The sequence below is a fragment of the Paracoccus sp. 08 genome (assembly GCF_024105395.1).
Taxonomy (GTDB): Bacteria; Pseudomonadota; Alphaproteobacteria; order Rhodobacterales; family Rhodobacteraceae; genus Paracoccus; species Paracoccus marcusii.
The window spans coordinates 108,623-129,690 of record NZ_WEKR01000005.1 but is presented as its reverse complement, the minus strand read 5'-3'; the positions used below and the strand labels follow the sequence as shown (position 1 = coordinate 129,690).

The following is a 21,068-nucleotide window of genomic DNA, read 5'->3' as shown; positions in this document are numbered from 1 at the left end:
TTTTCCTCGACGACGTGGGCTGCAGCCAGTCCACCCGCGTGCCTGGCACGGCGGGTTTTTGTATCCCGCAATCCAACGGCTTTGGCCGAAGGATGCCGTATGTCTGAGAGGAGTTCGTTCATGCCTTTGCCGCCCGTCGCCTTCTATTCCATCTACGAAATTGCCGTGCGCTGGGGATGTCCCCCGGCCGATGTCGCGGGCTGGGCCGCGGCAGGACACCTTCAGGTGTTGGCAGGCATTCCGCCGGTCAGCTGTGGAGACGAGACTGTCGCCGGTCTGGTCGAAGTGCCGATCGCCGAACTGATGCCGATGTTTAGAAGGATTGGCCCGAGCGACGAACAGGCACGGCTGCGGCGGGTGATGCCGCCCGGGTCCAAGACCTGGCTGAAGGTGACCGACCCTCCCGACGGCGTGCCGATCCGGTCATCGGACCTTCTCTTGTCGGCGGGATCCCTGCAGCAGTTCGAGGAAGAACGCGATCTGCTGCGACGACCGGCGTCCACCATCGGCGCCAGTCCTCGTTACGATTGGGATTCCATGTATGCATGGCTGACCGTTCTCCTGTTCGAGAAAGGCGTGCCCGACACCCAGACCGCGCTGGTTTCGCTGGTTCAAGACTGGTTCGTCCAGAATTCGAAGTCGGGCGAAGTGCCGGATGAAAGCACCATCCGCAAGAGACTGATGTCCCTCTGGCGCAAGTTGCGCGGCGAGGAGGCCGTGTGAGGGTCAGGCCGATTTCGGCAGGTCGGCCCCGTCCTGCGCCGCGCCATGCACGAGGCGCGGCCGCGGCCGCAGGAGGCTGGCCACCGTGTCGACGCCTGCGCGCAGGGGGGAATCCATCAGGTGCGCATAGCGCTGGGTGGTCTGCATCTGACTGTGGCCCAAGAGCTTGCCGATCATTTCCAGTGATGCGCCGCCGCTGACCAGAAGCGAGGCGAAGGTGTGGCGCAGGTCATGGATCCGGACGTCGGCCAGCCCGGCATTTTTCTGAGCCTTGGCCCAGAAGCGGCGGATTTCCCGCACCGGTTGCCCGACCGTGTCGCCGGGGAAGAGCCACGGGTTTCCCCGCGGTACCGCGTGCTGGCGCAGGCGCACGATGGCCGCTACGTCCTGCGAAATCGGGACGCGATGGATCTTTCGCTGCTTGGTGGTCGAGGCGGGTTTCGACCAGATCGCATAGTCGAGGTTGAACTGTTCGAACCGGGCCGTCCGGACCTCGCCCACCCGGGCGCCGGTCAACATGCACATGCGGATGATCGCCGCGGCGCGCTGATCCTCGGCCGCATCCAGCACAGCCGCCAGCCGGGTCAGTTCCTCGGGCGACAGGAAGCGTTCGCGGGCATGTTCGATGCGCCGATGGAACCCCTGCGCCGGGTTGTCCGTCCGCCATTCCCATTCCATCGCCAGCGTGAACATCTTGCGCAGCACCTCGCCCATGCGGTTGGCGCGGATCGGGGTGGGCTTGTGACCCTGCAGCCTGCGCGCCCGGTTGTTTGGTTTCGCCTTACAGGGACGGGGGCGCCCCTCGGCCACGAAATCGAGGAACTTCGCGACATCGGACTTGGTGATCTCCGTCACCAGCCGGTTGCCCCAGGCCGGTTCCACCATTTTCTTCAGCATCGAAACCTGGTCGCCCGCGTTGGTCTTGGCGAGTTTCGGCAGATGCTCGGCGATGTAGCGGTCGATCATGTCCGTGACGCGCGGGGCTCCGCGCCACTCGTCCCGCGCTGCCAGAGGATCCTGCCCCTCGTCGATGGCGCGCCGCAGTTCCTTGGCGCGTTCGCGCGCGGCCGTGACACTCCACTCCGGCCAGCGTCCGATGGTCATCCGCCGCTGCCGCCCTGCATGGCGGTAGTCGATGGTGAAGGTCCGCGCGCCCGAGGCCTGCACCCGGGCGGCGAAGCCGATCACTTCCGTGTCGAAGATCTGATAGCTGACGCCGGGCTTCGGCTCCGCCTCACGCAGGGTTTTCTCATTCAGTTTCAGTCTCTTGACCATCCATCCCGTCTCCTTGCCCGACGACACAGGCGTAGACCCGCGCCACTATCAAGTCGGACCACGGGGCCGGGACCGGAATACAGGCAGAAGGTGGAACTGGGGTGGGGAGGGGCGTTCCGGACAAGGGGATCAATGGGTTAGACGGTCGCGCCCTCGATCTCAGGAGTGGCTGGAACAGCCGACCGGTGTCGAATTTTTATCGACGTTCGCCTCATTCCGCGTCATCACTTGTAGAGGGTTACGGTTCAGGAGTTTTGAAAGCATAATGTTGGAGAATCTACGCGTAAGTGACATCGTCGTTCATGAAGTCTTCCAGAGGGGACAGGATCGCCGGATCCTACAGCCCGACTTTGGCACGCGCTTAGAGAATCTATCTGCCGAGGCGATGACCGCCTTTCGCCTTCGGGTTACCGACGCCTTGTCGGCAAAGTCCAAAGCGATAGAGATGCGGATAGTAAGAGCCGGAGCAGGATCGTTCCATGGTGATGCGGAGACGCTCGTGGCCTGCGCCACGCCTGAGGACTTCTTGGCAGAATCCAAAAGGATACCTACACGTCTTTCAGAAGCGCAAACATCCCAACAGATCCCTGGCGGGATCGTCATTGTGTTCCGAGGGGTGACCGGAAACCAGAATCTACCTTTTGTCGGAGCAATCAAAGCCGAGGTACAGGCCGGGTTCCGTCGTCGGCGGGATGGTGCAGCTATCATCACAGAGTTCGTGAACGACCTCTTTTTGACGCAGGCAACTCGTCTATACAAGATCGGTTTTATGGTTGCACCAGCTGTCCGCCAGGCCGATGCTTCAGGTTGGCGGGCTATCGTGTTTGACCACAAGATCGTCCCAAGCAATCGCGAAGCTGCGGCGATATATTTTTACGAATCCTTCCTTGGCTGTGGTTTTATGGAAGATAGCGCCTACGAGACGGCTAGATTCTTTAACCTTACTCAAGACTTTGCCAAGAGCAGAATTACAGATCGAGCGACGCGGCATGCTGTGCAAGATTCTTTGTACACCTACGTAAAGAACGATCAAGCGCCCACCTTCACGGTGGAAGAGTTCGCGGATCGACATGTGCCGCTGGAAATCAGAGACAACTATCGCGGCTTCATGGTCAGCAAGCAGTTTCCAGAACGGGCTATTCGAAGGGATACCGCCGAGCTCACTACTCGCCTCCGCCGCCGTAAGTTCAAATATGGGACCGATATAGAGTTTTCCGCGTCACCTGAAGCTATTGCTGATGGAAGAGTGACCATCGACACTTTGCCACCAGAAGACGGCTCAGCTGGAGCAGAAAAAACAGTGATCACGATTAGCGAGCCATTCGTCAGAGAGACATGACGAGCAGGGAACAAGACTTTATGGATCTCTGGCAGGCTGCAAAGCCTGCCTACCGCCGCTGGGGAGATTTGGTTCTCCAGCGGCTGCATCAACTTATTGCGTCACGCGTCCCGGCGTCCCAAGCAGGGCATTTTTCGCGCATCCCTACACAGCCACGTTTGAAGGACGATCAGTCCCTTCTCCAAAAGGCATTCTTTCGACCTGAGAAAAACTATCTCGATCCTTTCAATGACATAGAAGATAAGGTCGGTGTCAGGCTGGTTCTCCTCCTTGACGAAGATGTGCGGATGATGGCGCAGGCCATTGAAACTGAGACTGAGTTTTGGACCGCAGTTCGTGCGAGAGATCACGAGGCCGAGCGAGAGCTTCATCCGTATGAGTTCGTCTATCAGTCTGTTCACTTCGTCGTGCGATCGAAGCTAGGACTGTTTTTTGAGGATGGTACTGAACTCCCGGAGAATATCCCCTGCGAAGTGCAAGTGCGGACGCTTTTACAGCATGCCCACAGTGAGATCACTCACGACACACTGTACAAGCCGTCGATCAAAACGACTTCAAGTATGAAGCGCGCAGCCGCCAAGAGCATGGCGTTAATCGAAGCAACGGCGGACTATTTCAGCCAACTGAATAAGCTTATCGCTGAGCAAGTCGATCCGCTGAAGAATACAGTGCGGCATCTGTCAGAACAGTACATTGATATTGTTGCTCATCACCCTGGAAATGGCAACACGCCGCTCGATGGGCTAATTCTGGACCGGTACGCTGCCGACGTTGCGCTCGAAGATCTTACCACATGGCTTTCGGACAAGCGATGGATCGGCAGCCGGATTGCTGAGCATATGGAACTGCATCCGATATTCAAACTTCCGACAATCCTCTTGGTCTACTTCAAGGTTGGTATCGAGCCGATGACTGCTTCCGTAAACTGTCCAATCCCAGATCAGGATTTGCAGCTCATATACAGCGACCTCGGCATGTCGATGTACGGTTAGGCTGTTAGTGCGCTGTGCTCTGGCTGCTATCCCGAACTGATGATCGCGCGACCTTGTCAACGTCTGGTCAACCCGCGAGCGCTGCCTTGGCAACAGTTGAAGTCGTCGAATGACGGCGACGCGCGCTGGTTCCCCTCGAAGTAATTCGCCATTTCAAAGGCTTGTGTGGTAAGTCTCTGAAATCAAAGAAAGCTCGTTAAGCTGCTGCAGGTGGCTCATAACCTGAAGGTCGTAGGTTCAAATCCTACCCCCGCAACCAAAATCATACGCGTTATCAAACGCTTGAACGCCGCCCTCCGGGGCGGCGTTTGCGTTTCCAACACCCGTGGAAGCACTGTGGAAGCAAGAGGGCGCGAAGTCCTTCATATCGCCTCGAAAACCAAAAGCGGCGATTCGGGTGCGCTTCCATGCGCCCCCTTCGCGAATACCTCAAAGATCGAACACATCGCGTACCTGCTGCCGGATCTGTGCGGAGTCGATTGCGCCGTCCATGCGGTTCTCCGAGGTCACGAGCCGCTCACCCTTCTTGTTCTCGGGACCGTTCGGTTCGAGTTTCATCACCTCGTTGTACCACTTGAGCTTCTTCTCCCACCTGTTCGCGTACGTCGGGTCTGACAGCATCCCAAGATGCTCCCAGTATACCGTTACACCTGACGCCGGGTCTTCCGCCGTGAAGTCGGGATAGCGCTCGACACCGTCTGCACCGCGTAAACCCTTCTCGTAGTGATAGTCGATGCCCTCGGCATTAAGCGCATCGGCGACGACCACCTCGGAGATTGAGCGGACCAACTCGCCTCTGGCTGTCCGGTGAATTAGGCGACGTTCGAGGAATGTGCCGCTCGGATCGGCGAGCATGTCAGGGTCAGCGAACAGGTTCGTGTAGCGCCGCGCCACCTCCGAGTACTTCGCTGAAGTGTAGGCCCGAAGATCGGACGGTTGACCCTGAACGAAAAGCACAACCCGGTCGACTTGGCGCGTCAGAGCCGTGTAGATCAACTCTCTCCCCAAAATGAAGCACGGCTGCGGGATGACGACGAACACCTGTTTGAACTGGCTCCCTTGGCTCTTGTGCACGGTGAGTGCGTAGGCGAGCTCCAGTACGACCGTTCCGTCGTCGCCGAAGTCGCCGGGCCAATAGACGAACGTGTTGCCTGGCTGGGTGCGAAATTCGACTTCCAGTCTCTCAGGCGTGTTGTATTGTTGTTTCTTGAATTCGGTTCGACCAACGACAATTCCTACTTCTCCGTTTGAAACCAGCTCTCTCCGACCGCCGAGGACGCTGCGCTTCTTGTTGGTAGTTGAAATGACCTTGTCGCCGTAGATTATCCGCTCCGCGCCGTTCGGGCGCGGCGTGCGGGGCCGACGGCCTTCCGCAAACCTAAGCGCTTGCTTCCGAAAACGTTCGTGCAGGAAACGATTGAGTTCTTCAACGCCGTACCCCTTTCCACGAACAGGCGTAAGGAGCTGCCAGCTTTCGCATCGCGCAGCGGAACCGCTCCTGTTCCGTTCAGCCCATGTCGAGTTGAAAAAAACGCCCTTGTCGGTTCCTTCGCCTCCCAACGAGATACCAAAGCCGCGTTCATCTTCGTGATGTTCTATCTCGGGGACGTGTCGGACGAGCGCCTCCAGGAGCGCATCCTTCAGTTCTTCATCTGTCTGCCAGCGGCGAACTTCGACATGTCCGTCGGTCTTGCCGAGGGCCATGCGCGCCCAGATCTCGTCCGCTCCGGGATCTGGCGCTTCGTCGGTGAACCACGATGCCAAGAGTAGATCGTCGCGACCCGCTTTGCCTTTGCCGGTCTGTCGGCGATGCACAGTCAACTCTGTGTAGCTTGGCCCCACACGGGGGAAAGGGGGCTCCCGATCCTCGTCCCACGGCCTAAATTCTCTCGCCAGATCTACCAGAGGCCGACCGGCACCGATAGGTGGGAGCTGTCGATGGTCCCCTACGAGGATGATCCGCTTCGGGCCCTTGAGCGCGTCGAAGACTGCGGCAAGCATGTCCTCCGTGACCATCGAGGCTTCGTCGATGACCACGGTCCCAGCGCTCTCGACCTTTGGGGCGTCCGCGAGTCGATACTGCTGTGTTTCCGGGTTGAAGCGAGCTGGCAACAGGAACTGTGCGATGGTCAGAGCTTTCAGCCCTTCAATGTTCCTCTGCATCTGCACTCGCGCCTTGCCTGTCGGTGCCAAGAGGAGGATTCCGTCGCCGCGCACCTCCGGTAGGTCACAAAGCATCTGGAGTAGCCGGGTCTTTCCTGTTCCAGCAGGGCCCAGCAGCAGCGAGAACCGCGCCGAGAAAAGTTCTTGGAGCGCGGCTGCCTTTTCGGTCCTCGCAAGCTCCTCGATCGCGGCCTCGTCGTGGTCTTCGGGCATGTCGCCTAGAGATTTATCGACAAGGTGTCGCCATGCGTGTCCGGTGTCATGGCGCCGGCCCTTCCTCCGTCGGCTCACCTGCTGCCGCAAGAGATCGTCGATCCTGCGTCTCTCGCCAAACTGCCAAGCGCGCGTTCCGTTCGACAACGATGCATCGACGATCTCAGGCGCCATGACTGGGTTCAACAGCGGCAGTAAGTCCGTGCTCGGCCGGCAAGGCGGGTCGAGCTCGAGTTCACGGATGCTTTCGAGAACCTGGTCGACCGGTAGCAGAGTATGGCCTGTCGCCTCCGCACCTGAGAGGACGTGGACCGCCAGCGCCCTAACTCTCCTCGGGTCCTGGTCGCCTTCGAGGCGGCTGATTTCCGGCAATGGGAACGCCTCGCGCACCGACTGATCGGGAAACATGCCGCGGTCGATGGTTCCGATCGTTACCGCATCGAGCCTGTGTCTGTCGGTCTCGAAAAGCCGGTAAGGGTTCCGGAGGATATCCTCGTCGGTTAGACGCTCTCTGCTCTCGGTGTTGAAGAAGCGAGACGCCTGTTCGATCGTCAGGCCGAATCTGGACAAGAGCTTCAAGAGCTCCAATCGCTCTTGGGGCAGGGCAGATAGCCGCTTCCCGTCGAACGGCTGTATGTGGGAGGCGACCTGAGGAGACAGAACCGCGGTCGGATCCGCGAATGCGCGCGAAACAAGCGCCCACGGATCTTCCGTCCATCGTCCGTCGACGGAGTATCTCTGGGCGAGGTCCATCGCGAGCAACGTCCCATAGCGGATTTCAAACGCGTGCAGCGCGCTGCCGAGCCCCGGAAACGCCCCACGTAGCTGCCACAGCTCCGAAAGACGTTCGGAGATCCATTCGAGGTGACGGTCCCATGCGCCTGGAATGTGCTTGGCGATGACGCGCACCTTGTCTGCTAGCGAAAGAAGGCTCGCTATGGCAAGGTCGTGGTCGACGTGCTCTGCAACATTGCTGAACGCCTCGAAGCCTTCGTCAGGCGCGAAAGCGACGAATTCTGATGGGTCGATATTCCCATCGCGCTCTGCCAAAGCCAAGAGTTGCTGGTAGGGAAGCACGAAGCCGTCGAAGCCGTCAGGACGGATCGAGTGAGAAACCGGTCGTTCCCACATAAGGCCGCGCAATTTTCCACCCGCGTCGCCGCTGTAAGCATGCTCTTGCGCGGGCCCAACTGAGGTGATGCGTCCGACGCCGACCAGTACGCGGCGGGGGTCATCGGTCAATGGTGTGCGTTTGGTGTATAGAAAGACGAGCGACCTCTCAGGTGCCAGCGCACTGAAGAACGTGTCCAGAATTATCTGCTGATTGACAAAATCGTTGACCCAGACCGTCTCGAACGCCAGCTGCGGTTCGCGCGCAAGGTCGAAGGGTAGGGCGAGCTCGTCGGCGATGGCTTGTGCGTCTTCCTTGCGAGTCCAACGAAATGGAATGGTCTGCACGCTGTATGGAGGCAGGCGAAACTCGTTCTCGGCGAAATGGCCGTGGGTCGTGGCCGAGGAGCCGGCGAACGGATGGCGGCTGCGAAGGGAATAGGCCATGGCGTTCAGAGGTGCCCCGCGCTCCGCGAGGCATGCCGGTAGTTCAGCCTCGCTAAGATCAGCCCAAGCTCGGCCCGCGACTGCTTCCTCGGCAACTACCTCGCGCTCTTCTCGGATCCGCTTGAGGATCATGCACCAACTGTTCTTGGATGGCGCATTGCAGATGGTTCCAGTCCAGCCGCTGTCGTGCCAAGGCAGTCGAACCGAGAGGTGGCGTATTGGCAGTTGTCGCGCGCTGCTATGCATTCTGTCCCTCAATCGACACCAGGCCCAGCAGAGAATGCGGACCGTGACCAAATTTTCTCATGATAAAGAGGGGCATATTGGAGACGCTGATGTCCATAGCCTGGATAAAGATTGACAACCCAGCCCCTCTTGACGCATGTTCAAATCATCGCAGAGTTGCGCCCGGAGAGAAATCTCGCGGGCGTTTTTTCGTTTCAGGGGCCGGCACTGCGGAAGCAAGAGGGCACGAATGCCTGAGTAATCAAGCACATGGCAGATAAGCGTTTTCCATCACGCCGTGCCCAGGCTTGGTGTGCGCAACAGATCGGCGATCTGACGCAGGCATTCGAGGTCGCTGGTGTCGGCACCGAGGATCTCCATATCGGCATCGTCGACGTCGTGCGTCTTTTCGACGAGCCGCACCTCGAGGGTCTCAAGATACGATGCCATCGCGTCGCCTGAGAACAACTGTCTGACCCCTGCGACAAATGCGGGAAGCTGGGCCGCGAACTCCGGACGATCCTTTGCGGCGGAGACGAAGTTCAGAAGCTTCTCGCCCACCAGGTAATCGAAAGCTGCCTGCTCCCCATAGCGGGTCTTGACCGTTTCCGCAGCCTCGCACTGTTCGCGCCAGAGGTGTTCGAATTTCGACATGCTTTCGCCCTTGGGAGGTGAGAGCGCGGCCGGGCGCGCTCAGGCACGATATCCCGATGTCAGCCATTCCGCCAGCTTCGACCAGCGCCGGCGACCCGAGACGTTCTTCACGGCAATTGCGACGGCCTTCTTCTGGCCGACCAGCACGACCAGCTTCTTGCCGCGCGTGACGCCGGTATAGATCAGGTTGCGCTGCAGCATGGCGTAGTGCTGCGTCATGACCGGGATGACTACGGCCGGGTATTCCGATCCCTGGCTCTTGTGGATGGTTGCCGCATAGCCTGGCACCATCGTGTCAAGCTCGCCAAAGGCGAAGGTCACTGAGCGACCGTCAAAATTCACGGAGAGTTCGCCCTCGTCGAGGTCGACATCGTCGATCATGCCGATGTCCCCGTTGTAGACGTCCTTGTCGTAGTCGTTCTCGATCTGCATGACCTTGTCGCCCGGCGCGAAGGTCCAGCCAAATCGCTCGACGCGCTTGTCACCAGCCGGGTTAAGGGCCGCCTGCAACTCGATGTTGAGGGAACGGGCGCCCACGCCACCACGGTTCATGGGGCACAGGACCTGGATATCCCTGATCGGATCGAAGCCGAAGCGGCGCGGGATGCGCCTGGCGACGAGCTCGACGATCCGGGCCACCGCCTCTTCCGGATCCGCCGCTGGGACGAAATAGAAATCCGCCGCATCACTGGGGGGTGACAGATCCGGAATGTGCCCGGCATTGATGGCATGCGCCGTCGTGATGATCTTGCTCTGGGCCGCCTGGCGGAACACATCGGTCAGCCGCACCACCGGCACCGCGCCTGAGGCGATGATATCCGCCAGGACCTGGCCGGGGCCGACGGAGGGCAGCTGGTCGATGTCGCCCACGATCAGAAGCGCGGCATTGCTCGGCACAGCCTTCAGGAGCGATTGCATCAGCATCACATCCACCATCGAGCTTTCGTCAATCACCAACAGATCGCAGTCGAGCGGGTTGTCCTGGTCCCGCTTGAAGCCGAACGCCTTGGGGTCGAACTCGAGCAGCCGATGGATGGTCCTGGCCTCCATGCCGGTGGCTTCCGTCATGCGCTTGGCGGCTCGGCCTGTAGGCGCGCAGAGCAGGAGCCTGACGCCTTTGGCCGCCAGAATGCGCAGGATGGAATTCACGATGGTCGTCTTGCCGACGCCGGGACCGCCGGTGATTACCATCGACTTGGACCGAAGCGCCAGCCGGATCGCCTCGGCCTGGCTGGCTGCGAGCGTGAGACCCGTCTTCTGTTCGATCCACGGAAGCGCCTTGTTGGCATCGATTTCGGTCCAGGGCAAGTTGCCGGCGCGGATGCGCTTCAGCTGCTCGGCAATCCCACGTTCGGCGAGGTAGAGCCTCGTCAGGAAGATGCAGTCCGCTTCCCCGACACTGTCGGCCGTGACCGTCTCTTCGGCGAGTTCCTCGAGCAGGGCGCTCTCGATCAGCGGCGCGGGGACTTCGAGAAGTTTCTCTGCCAGGCCGATCAGCTCTGCGCGGGGCAAGCCGCAATGGCCGTCTCCCATGGCCTCGGTCAGCGCGTAGGAAATCCCGGCGCGCACCCGGATCATCGCGGTCTTTTCGATCCCGAGCTTGTCGGCGATCGTGTCAGCCGTCCGAAACCCGATGCCGCGGATGTCTTTGGCCAGCCGGTAGGGATTCTCGCTCATGACCTGCACGGCATCCGTGCCATAGGTCTTGAAGATCCGCACGGCGCGCGCGGTACCCACTCCATGCTGATGGAGGAAGACCATGATCTCCCGGATGGTCTTCTGGTCCGCCCACCCTGACGTGATCTTGGCAGCGCGGACGGGGCCAATGCCCTCGACTTCGCGCAGGCGCTCGGGGGTCGCCTCGATGATGTCGAATACGTCTGTCCCGAACTGCTTCACCAGTCGCCGCGCATAGACGGGTCCGATCCCGCGGATCATGCCCGAGCCGAGGTACTTCTCGATGCCCTCGATGGTCGACGGTGCCGATGTCTTCAGGAAATGCGCCTTGAACTGCAGGCCGTGATTGCGGTCGTTCAGCCAGCTCCCGGAGGCGGTGATCCACTCGCCGGCCGAGATCATCGCGGCGTGTCCGACCGTCGTGACCAGATCCCGATGCCCCCGTGCCTTCACGCGCAGCACGCAGAATCCGGTCTCGCTGTTGTGGTAGGTCACCCGCTCCACGAGGCCGGCGAGCACCTCGGTCGGGTTCTCGGCCTGTGACTTCATTCACCGCCTCCGGCGGCGGATGTCCGTGGGCGCTCAGATTTCCCGGCCATACCAGCGAACCCGTCCGATGATGTTGACCTCTTCGGAGGTGCGTTCATAGGGGCTGTAGTGAGGGTTGTCGGAGATGATGCGCACGCCGGGCGGGTCGCTATTCGGGATGTGCTCGAGCCGCTTGGCGACCAGCCCCATGCCGTCGTCCAGCACGAAGATGCCCGGTGGGTTGGGGGCACGGCGCGTCATGTCTACCAGCACCGTGTCGCCGCTCAGCAGCGTCGGCGCCATGCTGTCGCCCTGCACATGCATGATGCGCAACTGGGACGGGGTGGATTTCAGGTTGTGCCGGATCCAGGATCGTCGGAAGTGATAGGCCCGGCCGGGCGTGTCGCTGTCATCGGTCACGACCGCACCGCCCCCCATCGACGGCCGCGGCGTGGCATGCGCGATCGCCACGAATGTATCGTCCGGGTTCTCGACGAACGGTGAGGCGCCCTCCACCTCGCCGATGCCGTGGATCAGCCAGTCCCGATCCACCTTCAGCACACGGGCGATCCCGGCGAGACGGTCGAGACCGGGACGGGCCGAGCGTCCGCGCAGGATGTCGTAGACGAAGGAGCGGTTCACCCCAGCCAGCTCCGCGACATGAGCGGGAGCGAGGCCCAGCTGCGAGGCGCGCGCCCTGAGGCGGTCGGCGAGCGTATGGTGCTCGGGCATCGTGTCTCACCTGCCTGAGGATCTTGTTGGATCAAACAGGATTGATGAGGACACGTCAAGCAAGTTAGAACACAACCGGAACATGTGGTGCAAGGACCGAAGGGGAGCAGATGCACATCGACAAGCTCTATTTCACGCTCTCCGAGATTCTCGAGCGCTGGTCCATCTCCGAGTCCGACCTCATCTACCTTGCGGAGAACGACAAACTCCGTCTCTCGATCCGGATCCTCAACCTGCCGATCGAGTTCGGCGATTACGAGGAAACCGACGATGGCCGCTGCTTCGCGATTCCCTGCGAGCGGTCCTTGTTCAACGGTCTGCTCGACCTGCATGTTAGGGACGTCTTCCAGCTCTTCCGGGTCGGCGAAGTCAGCGTCTGCCACTTTCGCAGCGGGGCGCGGGCTATGCCTGCTTCTGGGGATCGCGCGAGCAGCTGATGATCCACAAGCTGGACCTGGTGCTGAGGCGTGAGGAACGCGACCGGCTCGAAGCGGAAATTGGGTTTGGCGCGGCGGCCGGCGTCGGGCGAAACGGTGGTTTTCACGCTTCCGCCGACTACCAGATCGTCCGCTGCAACGGTCGGGAGTTCCGGCTGGGACCGATCCAGGCGCAGGTGGTGCGGATCCTGCACGCAGCGGCGTCACGGGGCGAGCCCTGGCAGAGCGGGAAGGTCGTGCTTGCGGCGGCGGGATCGCGCAGTCTGAAGATGTCCGACATCTTCAAGTCGAAGCAGAACTGGTCGCTGCTGATCGAGTCGAATGGCCGGGGTGCCTATCGCCTCGCTGAGTCCTGATTCGAATCATCGTCCGCGCCGGCCTTCCCCTTCCGGACCCCCGCCGTGGGACGAGCTGGGGGATGGGGAGGGGGATGGAAGGGGATGACGATCGTCCCGACCGGTTTTTCCCCCGTCATCTGTTGGCTTCACTCATCCCCCTCCGCATCCCACGCTGATCCCGACGACATCCACCCATGGTGTCGTGCATCTCTCTCCCAACGGAACACCGGGAGAAAGCGATGCAGACCAAAACCCGCCTGAACCAGACCGAACTCGCCGCGCGCTGGACCATATCGGCGCGCACGCTCGAACGCTGGCGCTGGACCGGGGAGGGGCCAGCCTTCCTGAAAATCGGCGGCCGAGTGGTCTACCGTCTCGAGGATGTGCTGACCTATGAGCAGGCCCGCCAGCGCCACAGCACCACCGAGCAGGGCGCGGAATGATGGCCCGTCATTTCGCAATCCCCGTGACCGACGCCGTCTCGATCTTCGGCGCCGGCGGTCCCCCGCTCGACGAGGTGAGCTTTGCAGCCTGGATTGCGCAGGCCGCTCCGGGTGAGGCGCTGGTCTATCACCGCGGCTTTCTGGCCGTCGACACAATCGGCTCCGGCCTGAAGCTCGGCGTCAAACGCCAGGCGGAGCTGCGCAAACTCGCTGCCGCCGCTCTGCGGGCGGCCGAGAGCGACCTCGTCCATCTCGTGCAGGCCCGGCTCGGTCCCGACCACTTTGCCTACGTCGCGGTCGCCCGCCCGAGGCCGGAGCCTCCCGGCGTCGCCGTCCCGATGCGCCTGCTCAAGGCCGCCTGACATCATTCCCATCACGGAGACCCACATGTCTTTCCCGCAGAACACGCCTGGCATCGACGAACTGATCAACCTGACGGCAGGCGAGATCGCCCAGCTTCCGGTCGAGCTGCTCGCCGCCATGCAGCACGAGATCGATGCTGCAGCCAGGCACGTGAAAACCCTCACCGCGCGCTTCGCCACCGCCCTGGAGGTGCGCTACGCCGCCTCCGCCGCCGAGGACCGCCATGGTCTCGGCAAGGACACCGGCACCGTTCGGCTGCAGGACGGCCCGATCACCGTGGTCGCGGAGCTCCCCAAGCGCGTCGATTGGGACCAATCGTTGCTCGCCGCACTGGTCGGGCGGATTCTGGCTGATGGCGCTGATCCCGGCGAGTATGTCGACCTCGCGCTCAGCGTCTCCGAACGCAAGTACACCGCCTGGCCCAGGGACATCCGCGACGAGTTCGCGCCTGCGCGCACGGTTCGTACCGGCAAGCCGAAGTTCCGGCTGCTGCTCGGCGAGGAGGTGCGCTGATGGCCATCTCGCTCGCTTCCCTGCGCACCTCGACGATGCTTCGCCCGCCACGCGTGCTGGTCCACGGCGTTGCCGGCATCGGCAAATCCACTTTTGCCGCCTCTGCAGACAGGCCCGTGTTCGTCCTTACCGAGGACGGTCTCGGCAAGCTGCAGGTGCCGCATTTCCCGCTGGCGACGAGCTATGCCGAGGTCGCCGAGGCGCTCGACGCCCTGCTGGGCGAGGACCACGACCATGCGACGGTGGTTGTCGACAGCGTGGACTGGCTGGAACCGCTGATCTGGGCCGAGGCCTGCAAGCGCAACGGCTGGCAATCGATCGAAAGCCCCGGCTTCGGGAAGGGCTACGCCGAGGCGCTGAACATCTGGCGCGAATACATCGACAAGCTGAATGCGCTGCGCGACCGGAAGGGCATGGCGGTCATCCAGATCGCCCACACCGACATCAAGCGCTTCGACAGCCCCGAGCACGAACCCTACGACCGGTATGTGATCAAGCTGCAGGCCCGCGCGTCTGCGCTGCTGCAGGAGCACTCGGACGTGGTGCTCTTCGCCAACTACCGGATCTCGGTCAGCAAGTCCGACGTGGGTTTCAACAAGAAGGTCACCCGGGCGCTCGGGTCCGGTGCTCGCGTCATGCACACCGAGGAGCGCCCCGCCTTCCTCGCCAAGAACCGCTACGGCCTGCCGGAAACCCTGCCGCTCCAATGGTCGGAGTTCCTCGGCGCCATGACCCAATCCGCCTGATCAAGACTGAAAGGACAGCACGATGGCACGTTTCGACACCGCCTTTGACGCCGCCGGCATCGAGCCCACCACCGCCTACGAGATCCTGCCCGCGGGCAAGTACCGCGCCCAGATCGTCGAGAGCGAGATGCGCGTTACGAAGAACGGGATGGGGAAGTATCTCTGGCTTATGCTCGACATCCTCGAGGGGCCGCAGCAGGGCCGCAAGGTCTTCGACCAGCTGAACCTGGTGAACGCCAACCCGACCACGGTGGAAATCGCGCAGCGCACGCTGTCGGCGATCTGCCACGCCACGGGCAAGCTGCAGGTGAACGACAGCGAGGAGCTGCACCTGATCCCGATGACGATCCAGGTCGGGGTGAAGCCCCCGAAGGACGGCTACGGCGAGCGCAACACGATCCGCTACCTGGTGCCGGAGGCCCCGGTGCAGGCGATCCCGCCCAAGCCCGCCGCGACGCAGTCGGCCAGCGCGCCCGCCCGCCCGGCCACCGCGCCCTGGAACCGCAAGAGCTGACGCAATCGGCCGCGGCGGGCTGAAACTCGCTGCGGCCCGGACATCGCGAGACCCGAGAGACCGATCATGACAAACACCATCGACGCGGCCTGCGTGGCCGCGAACGCCCCCGGCTTGCCTGACGACACCCGCCGCCTGATCGAGATCGAGGACGCCATCGCGAAGATCCGCACGCAGATCGCGACCGCCGATCTCACGCGGCAGCGGACGGCCAAGCCGATCGACCCCGACTGGTTTCACCGCGCGCGCACGGCGCTGCGCCACCTCAACCGCGAGCGCGCCGAGATCGTCGCTCGTCAGGGTGGCCGCCGCCGGCGCGAACGGCTCAAGGACATGATCATCGCCGTCCTGCGCGAACGCCATGACAGTGCCGCCTGGACCGCGGTGCTGGCGGAGGCGCGGGCGCGGCTCGAGCGGGAGGAGGCGTGCTGATGGCCGAGCTTCCCGAGCCCCCGACGCCGACCCTGTCCGCGATCTACGCCTCCTACGAGGCGCGGCAGGGCGACGGCTTCCGCGACCACCTCGGCGGCTCGCTGATCGGCAAGTCCTGCGCCCGCGCGCTCTGGTACGACTTCCGCTGGGCGACGCCCGCGCGGCACACGGGCCGCATCCTGCGGCTGTTCGAGACCGGCCAGCTGGAGGAGGCCCGGCTCGTTCGCGACCTGCGCGCCACCGGCGCGACGGTGCTGGAGGTCGACCCCGAGAGCGGGCGGCAGTTCCGCGTCGAGGCCCATGGCGGGCACTTCGGCGGCTCGCTCGACGCCGTCGCCCTCGGGCTCCTGGAGGCGCCGAAGACCTGGCACGTTGTCGAGTTCAAGACGCATTCCGCGAAGAGCTTTGCCGAGCTGATCGCCAAGGGCGTTGCGCTCGCCAAGCCCCAGCACGCCGCGCAGATGCAGGTGTACATGCACCTGACGGGCATCACGCGGGCGCTCTACGTCGCGGTCTGCAAGGACACGGACGCGCTGCACATCGAGCGCGTCCCGGCCGACCCCGAGACGGGCGAGCGCCTGCTGGAAAAGGCGCGCCGGATCATCTTCGCCCAGCACCCGCCCGAGCGGATCAGCGCGGATCCCGCCTGGTTTGAGTGCCGATTCTGCGACCACCACGGGCTCTGCCACGGTGAGGACGCCGCGGCTGTCACCTGCCGGTCCTGCCTGCATTCGACGCCCACCGAAGGCGGCTGGCACTGCGCGCGCCACGACCGGCTGCTCGATCCTTCCGACCAGCGCCGAGCCTGCCCCCGGCACCTGTTCATCCCCGATCTCGTCCCCGGCGAGGTGAGCGACGCAGGCGAGGACTTCGTCTCCTACCGCATGCGCGACGGCGCGGCCTGGACCAACGACGCCCGCAAAGAGGAGGCCGCCGCATGCTGACCCTGCGCCCGTACCAGCAGGCCGCGATCGCCTCGATCTACGGCTATTTCGAGAAGGAGAGCGGCAACCCGCTCGTCGTGATCCCCACGGCCGGCGGCAAGAGCCTCGTCATGGCCGCCTTCATCCACGGCGTGCTGAAGGCCTGGCCCGACCAGCGCGTGCTCGTCGTCACCCATGTCCGCGAGCTGATCGCGCAGAACCATGCCGAAATGCTGGGGCTCTGGCCCGAGGCGCCGGCGGGCATCTACTCGGCCGGACTCGGCCGCCGCGATGCGCGGGCCCGGATTCTCTTCGCCGGCATCCAGTCCATCCACGACAAGGCGCCGCGCATCGGCCATGCCGATCTGGTGCTGATCGACGAGGCCCATCTGATCCCCGGCCGGTCGAACACGATGTATCGCCGCTTCCTCAATGACCTGCAGGCGATCAACCCCGCGCTGAAGGTGATCGGGCTGACGGCGACGCCGTTCCGGCTCGACAGCGGCATGCTGCACGAGGGCGAGAATGCGCTGTTCACCGACATCGCCCACGAGGTCTCGGTCCGCGACCTGATCGATCAGGGCTATCTCTCCCCGCTCATCTCGAAACAGACGAAGACCCGCCTCGACGTGACGGGCGTGGGATCGCGGGGCGGCGAGTTCATCGCGCGCGATCTCGAGGACGCGGTCGACCAGGACGCCATCACGCGCGCGGCCGTGGCCGAGGTGATCGCGCATGGCGAGACGCGCCGGTCCTGGCTCGCCTTCTGCTCGGGCGTCCGCCACGCCACCCATGTCGCCGAGGAGTTCCGCCGCCGCGGGGTCAGCTGCGCCATCATCTTCGGCAAGACGCCGAAGGACGAGCGTGACGCGATCATCGCCGCCTTCAAGCGCGGCGAGATCAGGGCGCTGGCCTCAATGGGCGTGCTGACGACGGGCTTCAACGCGCCGGCCGTGGACCTGATCGCGATGCTGCGGCCCACCAAGTCGGCCGGGCTGTACGTCCAGATGGCCGGTCGGGGCACTCGGCTTGCCGAGGGCAAGGAGAACTGCCTCGTTCTCGATTTCGCGGGGAATGTCCGCCGGCATGGCCCCATCGATCTGGTGCGGCCGAAACGGCCGGGTGGTCCGGGCGACGGGCCGCCACCCACCAAGATCTGCCCCGAATGCGGGACCATCGTGGCCATCGCCGCCCTCGAATGCCCCGGCTGCGGCTTCGAGTTCCCCGGTCGCGAGGTGAAGCTCGAGCCGACCGCCTCGACGCTGGAGGTGCTGTCGACCGGCAAGCCGCAATGGGTCGCCGTCACGGACGTGACCTACAGCCGTCACGAGAAGCGGAGCGGGCGGGTCTCGCTGAAGGTCACCTATCGCTGCGGTCTCGCCTTCCACACGGAATGGGTCTGCTTCGAACACGAGGGCTATCCGCGCCGGAAGGCCGCGAGCTGGTGGCGCGAGCGGGCGCCAGAGCTGGAAGTGCCCGAGTCCGTCCACGAGGCGCTCCTGCTGGCGGACCGGCTGCGTCGCCCGACCGAGATCGCCGTCCGCTCCGCGGGCCGCTTCACCGAAATCACCGCCTACAGGTTCGCCCCATGTCTTACAGCCGTGCCGGGCTCTGCGCCGTCTGCCATCGAGAACCCCGCGGCTGGGGCTGGTTCGACGCGCGCTTCCGCGTCTCCGACCCACGGCGCGACACGAGCCGCAGAGACCTCTGCAGCCGGGCTTGCCAGGACCTCTGCCACCGGAGGTCGGGCATGATCGATCCGACCCCCAATGAGACGGCGGCCATGGTCGAGGGCGGCAAGGCCGGTGGCGCCTATCTCGACAGCCTCGGCCGGACTGATCTTGCCCTGCTCAGCGAGGAGGAGTGGGACAGCTTCGTCGAGGTGATCGTCACCGGCTACTGCGATGCCTTGCGTGAGATGGCGGCGAAGGACCGCGCGCGGCTCGACGGTATGATCCCGGAGGTGCCCTTCTGATGGCGGACACCTCGTGGATGGCGCGCGTGGGCGCGCGCCTCGTGACCAACGGCTACGCGATCCTGCCGATCGCGCCCGGCACCAAGAAACCAGGCCAGTTCGCCCGCGCGGTCTGGCACGACTACCCGCAATGGAACCGGCATGGGAGCCGCGCCACGACCGAACTCGAGGTCACGACCTGGTCCAGCTGGCCCGACTGCGGCGTCGGGATCGTCGGCGGCGCGGTCGCCGCGCTCGACATCGACATCGCGGAGGATGGTGATCTGGCGCTGGACATCGAGCGGCTGGCCCGCGAGCGGCTGGGCGACACGCCCGCGCTCAGGATCGGCAAGGCACCGAAGCGGCTGCTGGTCTATCGCACGCGAGAGCCCTTCGCCGGGATCCGGCGCGCGCCGCTCGAGATGCTCTGCCTCGGACAGCAGTTCGTGGCCTATGCCAAGCATCCCGATACCGGCCAGCCCTATGCCTGGCCGGACGAGGGGCTCGCGGATCTCGACATCGAGAGCCTGCCCGAAATCGACGCCGGCCGGGCGGCAGCGTTCCTCGACGAGGCGCTGGCGCTGATTCCGCCCGAGATGCGCCCGAAGAGCCTCGGGCCGAAGGGGGTGAACCGGGCCGGGCACCCTTGTCTGCCGGCCCACGCACAGGCCGGCACGCTGGCGGCGATCCGGAGCGCGCTCGTCTGGCTGCCGAACGCCGAGCTCGACTATGACAGCTGGATGCGCATCGGCATGGCGCTGAAGGGCGCCCTGGTCGAGGAGGGCGCGACGCTCTTCGCCGACTGGTCGGCGCAGGCGGCCAAGAACGACCCGGCCGCGACGGCGAAGGCATGGACGAGCTTCAAGCCCGCGCGGATCGGCGCCGGCACGATCTATCACCTCGCCATGGAGAAGGGCTGGCGCCCCGATCCCAACCTCCTGCTCGACGGCAGTCAGAAGGTTTGCGCGAGCGACGAGCATCCCGCAGCCGGCCTCCTTGCGCGGCTCGCCCAACCCGAAGCCCCGATGCCGATCCTCCCGCCTGCGCCGTCGTTCACGCTGACGATCCCGGGCGGGCTGGTCGGCGATCTCGCGCGCTACATGATCGACACGGCGCGCAGACCGCAGCCGCTTCTCGCGGTGGGCGCCAGCCTCTGCGCCCTCGGCGCGCTGATGGGGCGGCGCTACCGCACGACGACCGACCTGCGCACGAACCTCTACATCGTCGGCATCGCGGACAGCGGGTCGGGCAAGAACCACGCCCGCGAGGTCGTCAACGAGCTGTTCTTCGCGGCGGGGCTGGCGCACCACCTGGGCGGCAACAAGATCGCCTCCGGCGCGGGGCTCCTGACCGCGCTGCACCGGCAGCCCGCGATCCTGTTCCAGATCGACGAGTTCGGGATGTTCCTCTCGGCGGCGGCCGACCGGAAGCGCAGCCCGCGCCACATCACCGAGATCCTCGACAACATGACCGAGCTCTACACCGCGGCCAACGGAATCTTCCTCGGTGCGGAATACGCGAACCGGGACGGCTCGAACGAGCGGCGCGACATCGTCCAGCCCTGCCTCTGCGTCTACGGCACGACGACGCCGCTGCATTTCTGGGGGGCGTTGCAGGGCGCCAACGTGGTGGACGGCTCGCTCGCCCGGCTCATCATCCTGCCGAGTGAAGAGGACTATCCGGACGAGAACCGTAGCGCCGGGCTCCGGAGATCGCCCCGGCCGCTGATCGAGGGGCTGCAGCGGCTCGCCGAAGGCGGCGGCCAGGCCAGCGGCAACCTCGCCGGCCGGACATCCGGACCAGAGACCGCGGTCGATCCGATGACCGTGCCGATGGACGACGAGGCGCAGCTTCGCTTCGACGCGCTCCGCGACGAGATCACCGCCGAGCTCAGGGCCGCGGCCGGCACATTTCAGACGCCGATGCTCGCCCGGATCGCGGAAAACGCGGCCAAGGTCGCGCTCGTCCTGGCCGTGGGGCAGGATGCGGTCCATCCCGTCATCCGGCTCGAGGATGCTGTCTGGGCGATCGATTTCGTGCGCCATTTCGCCCGGCGCACCATCGACGCCGTCGAGCGCCACGTCGCCGACACCGAGACAGAGGCGCATCTGAAGCGGGTGCGCGAGATCATTCGCAAGGCGGGGTCGGCAGGCGTCACCAAGTCCGAGCTGACCCGCGCCTCGCAATGGCTTCGGGCGCGCGACCGCGACGACATCCTGCTCACGCTGGTCGAGAGCGGAGACATCGTCACGGTCGAGCAGGAGACCGGGGGTCGGAAGGCCATGCGCTTCCGGGCGCTGCGGTGAGGGCCGGGACGATGCTTCCTT

At 64.0% G+C, this 21,068-nt stretch carries 20 protein-coding genes; 15 read left to right on the top strand and 5 right to left on the bottom strand.

All coding sequences use genetic code 11. The features are described from left to right. The first annotated feature begins 120 nt into the window (after window positions 1-120). The gene (locus tag GBO37_RS02790; RefSeq protein WP_252927017.1) at window positions 121-723 is read left to right on the top strand and encodes a hypothetical protein; all 603 of its coding nucleotides are present in this window, start codon (window positions 121-123) and stop codon (window positions 721-723) included. A 3-nt stretch (window positions 724-726) separates the two neighbouring features. On the opposite strand, the gene GBO37_RS02785 is transcribed toward GBO37_RS02790, so the two are convergent. Beyond that, complete coding sequence (locus tag GBO37_RS02785) at window positions 727-1,998, bottom strand: site-specific integrase (protein ID WP_252927123.1); 1,272 nt, start codon at window positions 1,996-1,998, stop codon at window positions 727-729. Between the two features lie 385 nt (window positions 1,999-2,383). Here GBO37_RS02785 and GBO37_RS02780 point away from each other — a divergent pair, with 385 nt between their 5' ends. After that, window positions 2,384-3,337, top strand: coding sequence for a nucleoid-associated protein (locus GBO37_RS02780; protein WP_252927014.1), 954 nt, complete (start codon window positions 2,384-2,386; stop codon window positions 3,335-3,337). Window positions 3,338-3,357: 20 nt separating this feature from the next. Further along, window positions 3,358-4,329 (top strand): GTP pyrophosphokinase family protein, encoded by a 972-nt coding sequence (locus GBO37_RS02775; protein WP_252927011.1) that lies wholly within the window; start codon window positions 3,358-3,360, stop codon window positions 4,327-4,329. 429 nt (window positions 4,330-4,758) lie between these two features. On the opposite strand, the gene GBO37_RS02770 is transcribed toward GBO37_RS02775, so the two are convergent. From GBO37_RS02770 to GBO37_RS02755, 4 genes are all read right to left on the bottom strand, one after another. Next, entirely contained in the window at window positions 4,759-8,394 is a 3,636-nt protein-coding gene (locus GBO37_RS02770; protein ID WP_252927009.1) for an AAA family ATPase, read from the bottom strand. Between the two features lie 384 nt (window positions 8,395-8,778). Further along, window positions 8,779-9,141, bottom strand: coding sequence for a hypothetical protein (locus GBO37_RS02765; protein WP_252927007.1), 363 nt, complete (start codon window positions 9,139-9,141; stop codon window positions 8,779-8,781). Between the two features lie 39 nt (window positions 9,142-9,180). Continuing rightward, window positions 9,181-11,367, bottom strand: a complete 2,187-nt coding sequence (locus GBO37_RS02760; RefSeq protein ID WP_252927005.1) for an ATP-dependent RecD-like DNA helicase — start codon at window positions 11,365-11,367, stop codon at window positions 9,181-9,183. Window positions 11,368-11,400: 33 nt separating this feature from the next. Beyond that, entirely contained in the window at window positions 11,401-12,078 is a 678-nt protein-coding gene (locus GBO37_RS02755) for a LexA family transcriptional regulator (protein WP_252927003.1), read from the bottom strand. Window positions 12,079-12,188: 110 nt separating this feature from the next. On the opposite strand from GBO37_RS02755, the gene GBO37_RS02750 reads away from it, so the two are divergent. The 12 genes from GBO37_RS02750 to GBO37_RS02695 all read left to right on the top strand — a co-directional run bounded on the left by GBO37_RS02750 (window position 12,189) and on the right by GBO37_RS02695 (window position 21,047). Further along, the gene (locus GBO37_RS02750) at window positions 12,189-12,515 is read left to right on the top strand and encodes a hypothetical protein (protein WP_252927001.1); all 327 of its coding nucleotides are present in this window, start codon (window positions 12,189-12,191) and stop codon (window positions 12,513-12,515) included. After that, a complete protein-coding gene (locus GBO37_RS02745; protein WP_252926999.1) occupies window positions 12,515-12,871 on the top strand; it encodes a hypothetical protein in 357 nt (118 codons plus the stop codon). Before GBO37_RS02750 ends, GBO37_RS02745 begins: the two co-directional genes overlap by 1 nt. A 221-nt stretch (window positions 12,872-13,092) precedes the next feature. Beyond that, window positions 13,093-13,296 carry an AlpA family transcriptional regulator gene (locus GBO37_RS02740; RefSeq protein WP_252926997.1) on the top strand — a complete coding sequence of 68 codons (204 nt, stop codon included), beginning with the start codon at window positions 13,093-13,095 and terminating at the stop codon, window positions 13,294-13,296. Next, entirely contained in the window at window positions 13,293-13,658 is a 366-nt protein-coding gene (locus GBO37_RS02735; protein ID WP_252926995.1) for a hypothetical protein, read from the top strand. The genes GBO37_RS02740 and GBO37_RS02735 overlap by 4 nt, the downstream gene beginning before the upstream one ends. A 25-nt stretch (window positions 13,659-13,683) precedes the next feature. Continuing rightward, complete coding sequence (locus tag GBO37_RS02730; protein WP_252926992.1) at window positions 13,684-14,172, top strand: hypothetical protein; 489 nt, start codon at window positions 13,684-13,686, stop codon at window positions 14,170-14,172. Beyond that, window positions 14,172-14,918, top strand: a complete 747-nt coding sequence (locus GBO37_RS02725; protein ID WP_252926989.1) for an ATP-binding protein — start codon at window positions 14,172-14,174, stop codon at window positions 14,916-14,918. The genes GBO37_RS02730 and GBO37_RS02725 overlap by 1 nt, the downstream gene beginning before the upstream one ends. Before the next feature lie 22 nt (window positions 14,919-14,940). Further along, window positions 14,941-15,432, top strand: a complete 492-nt coding sequence (locus tag GBO37_RS02720) for a DUF669 domain-containing protein (RefSeq protein WP_252926985.1) — start codon at window positions 14,941-14,943, stop codon at window positions 15,430-15,432. A gap of 66 nt (window positions 15,433-15,498) precedes the next feature. After that, window positions 15,499-15,864 carry a hypothetical protein gene (locus tag GBO37_RS02715; RefSeq protein ID WP_252926982.1) on the top strand — a complete coding sequence of 122 codons (366 nt, stop codon included), beginning with the start codon at window positions 15,499-15,501 and terminating at the stop codon, window positions 15,862-15,864. Continuing rightward, complete coding sequence (locus GBO37_RS02710; protein WP_252926979.1) at window positions 15,864-16,808, top strand: PD-(D/E)XK nuclease family protein; 945 nt, start codon at window positions 15,864-15,866, stop codon at window positions 16,806-16,808. The genes GBO37_RS02715 and GBO37_RS02710 overlap by 1 nt, the downstream gene beginning before the upstream one ends. After that, window positions 16,802-18,541 (top strand): DEAD/DEAH box helicase, encoded by a 1,740-nt coding sequence (locus GBO37_RS02705; protein ID WP_252926977.1) that lies wholly within the window; start codon window positions 16,802-16,804, stop codon window positions 18,539-18,541. Before GBO37_RS02710 ends, GBO37_RS02705 begins: the two co-directional genes overlap by 7 nt. Further along, window positions 18,538-18,762: a DUF6511 domain-containing protein gene (locus tag GBO37_RS02700; RefSeq protein ID WP_252926975.1), complete on the top strand. Its 225-nt coding sequence runs from the start codon at window positions 18,538-18,540 to the stop codon at window positions 18,760-18,762. Before GBO37_RS02705 ends, GBO37_RS02700 begins: the two co-directional genes overlap by 4 nt. Continuing rightward, the gene (locus tag GBO37_RS02695) at window positions 18,762-21,047 is read left to right on the top strand and encodes a PriCT-2 domain-containing protein (RefSeq protein WP_252926973.1); all 2,286 of its coding nucleotides are present in this window, start codon (window positions 18,762-18,764) and stop codon (window positions 21,045-21,047) included. The genes GBO37_RS02700 and GBO37_RS02695 overlap by 1 nt, the downstream gene beginning before the upstream one ends. The last annotated feature ends 21 nt before the right edge of the window (window positions 21,048-21,068 follow it).